This window comes from Streptomyces sp. rh34, assembly GCF_002551245.1.
Classification (GTDB): domain Bacteria; phylum Actinomycetota; class Actinomycetes; order Streptomycetales; family Streptomycetaceae; genus Streptomyces.
Window position 1 is genome coordinate 1 of record NZ_NTGZ01000591.1, and the last position, 557, is coordinate 557.

Here is a 557-nt window from a genome sequence, read left to right on the forward strand (position 1 = left end):
AGATGTGTATAAGAGACAGGCAGTCGGCCCTGCTGCACGACCGGCTCGGCGGCCTCGCGCGCGCCGAGCACGTCCCCGTACCGCGGCCGGCCCGGACCGTGCGCACCGGCAGCGAGGACAGGGCCCGGCTGTGGACCCGGGCCGCCATCGCGGGCGTCGCGCTCCTGATCGCCGTGACCGGACTGACCCTGCACACCGCGCCCACCCACTACGAGCAACCGATCTCCCCCGGCGAGCGGGTCGGGGGCGTACCGCCCCGCAGTGGTCCGCAGAAGCTCACCGCGCAGGACCTGGAGCTCCAGAAGACGCTGCGCGAGCAGCCGGCGCACGGCCCGGAACGGCTGGTCCCGCAGCTCCGGTGATCAGCTCCAGCGGTCAGCTCCGGTGATCCGTCAGCCGGGCGGCAGGCGCGTACGCGAACGGCGCGGGCCCGCACCCCGGTGATACAGGGTGCGGGCCCGCGCCGTTCGCGTACGCGCCTGCCGCCCGGCTGACGGATCACCGGAGCTGACCGCTGGAGCTGATCACCGGAGCTGCGGGACCAGCCGTTCCGGGCC

1 pseudogene is annotated in these 557 nt (G+C 74.5%); it reads left to right on the top strand.

Annotated features, from left to right (window positions below):
* Window positions 1–362 (top strand): annotated as a pseudogene (locus CR470_RS38370) (DNA-directed RNA polymerase sigma-70 factor); the annotation flags it as partial.
* Between the last annotated feature and the right edge of the window lie 195 nt (window positions 363–557).